Annotated in this window: 3 protein-coding genes; 2 read left to right on the forward strand and 1 reads right to left on the reverse strand. The window is 43.5% G+C overall.

Annotation, left to right across the window (positions count from 1 at the left end; all coding sequences use genetic code 11):
• A partial coding sequence (locus R7Z50_RS25665; RefSeq protein ID WP_318149498.1) for a hypothetical protein occupies positions 1-203 on the forward strand: 203 nt, incomplete at its 5' end.
• The gene (locus R7Z50_RS25670) at positions 200-430 is read left to right on the forward strand and encodes a FeoC-like transcriptional regulator (protein ID WP_005496063.1); all 231 of its coding nucleotides are present in this window, start codon (positions 200-202) and stop codon (positions 428-430) included. The genes R7Z50_RS25665 and R7Z50_RS25670, both read left to right, overlap by 4 nt.
• Before the next feature lie 117 nt (positions 431-547).
• On the opposite strand, the gene R7Z50_RS25675 is transcribed toward R7Z50_RS25670, so the two are convergent.
• Positions 548-906: HIT family protein (locus R7Z50_RS25675; protein WP_318149499.1), on the reverse strand; the 359-nt coding region annotated here is incomplete at its 5' end.

Consider the following 906-nt stretch of genomic DNA (forward strand, 5'->3'; position numbering starts at 1 on the left):
TCGCACGTTTTATTGCGGTATGGACGATGGGTTTAGCTTACCTATGTGCAACGTTCTACAATCAGTTGACGCATTTCTCTGAAAGCCCAATTACTAGTGGTGTCTGGATGGCAATTATTGTTGCAATCTTCATCGGAACTTATCACGTATTCAAACGTATTGGTAAAAAACAACATGGTGCGTTAGAGGCGCAAGTCGCATGATTTTAAATGAGCTTTATCAATATATTGCAGACAAAGGGACGGTCTCACAGTCTGAGCTGGCTAAGCAGTTTGGAATGAGTGAAGACGGTGCGGATGCAATGTTAAGCGTGTGGATCAAGAAGGGTAAAATTAGCCGCTTGGTTGATACCAATAAAGCTCGAGATGTGATGCGTGTGCGTTATGCCGTGACAAAACAAGATGGGTTGTCACTCACTGTTACTATGTAGTGGTTTATCAACCAAAGTTGACAAATAATAAAGCCGCGTCATTTCTGATGCGGCTTTTTCTTTTCTAATCAATAGCCTTGTCGCTGGCAAGCAAATCTCATAGCGGCTGAATATTAATTAAGCTTTATGGAAGATCGAGCTTAGCGACAATACATTTCCAATACGTTTGAGAATCTCATCTTGTTCTTCTTCGCTACGAAACTCGCCGCTTGTGTTTCCCCAAATCGGCCCTGGCCATGCAACGTCGTCCTTAAAGCGTGCGATATGATGAATGTGTAGCTGCGGCACCATGTTACCAAGTGCGCCAAGATTCAACTTGTCAGGACGGAAAGTCGCTTCGAGCGCTTGGCTTACCGCTTGTGATTCAAGTAAAAACTGTTGCTGCTCTTTCATCGGTAAGTGGTGCAATTCTTTTAAGTTGGCACGTTTAGGAACTAAGATGACCCACGGCACTGCATTATCTTTATGTAGAAGTG

This window comes from Vibrio sp. 1249-1 (genome assembly GCF_033340495.1).

Bases quoted from the DNA above. Each gene is read 5' to 3' on its own strand.
- R7Z50_RS25670 (WP_005496063.1), top strand. From the start codon at position 200: ATGATTTTAAATGAGCTTTATCAATATATTGCAGACAAAGGGACGGTC.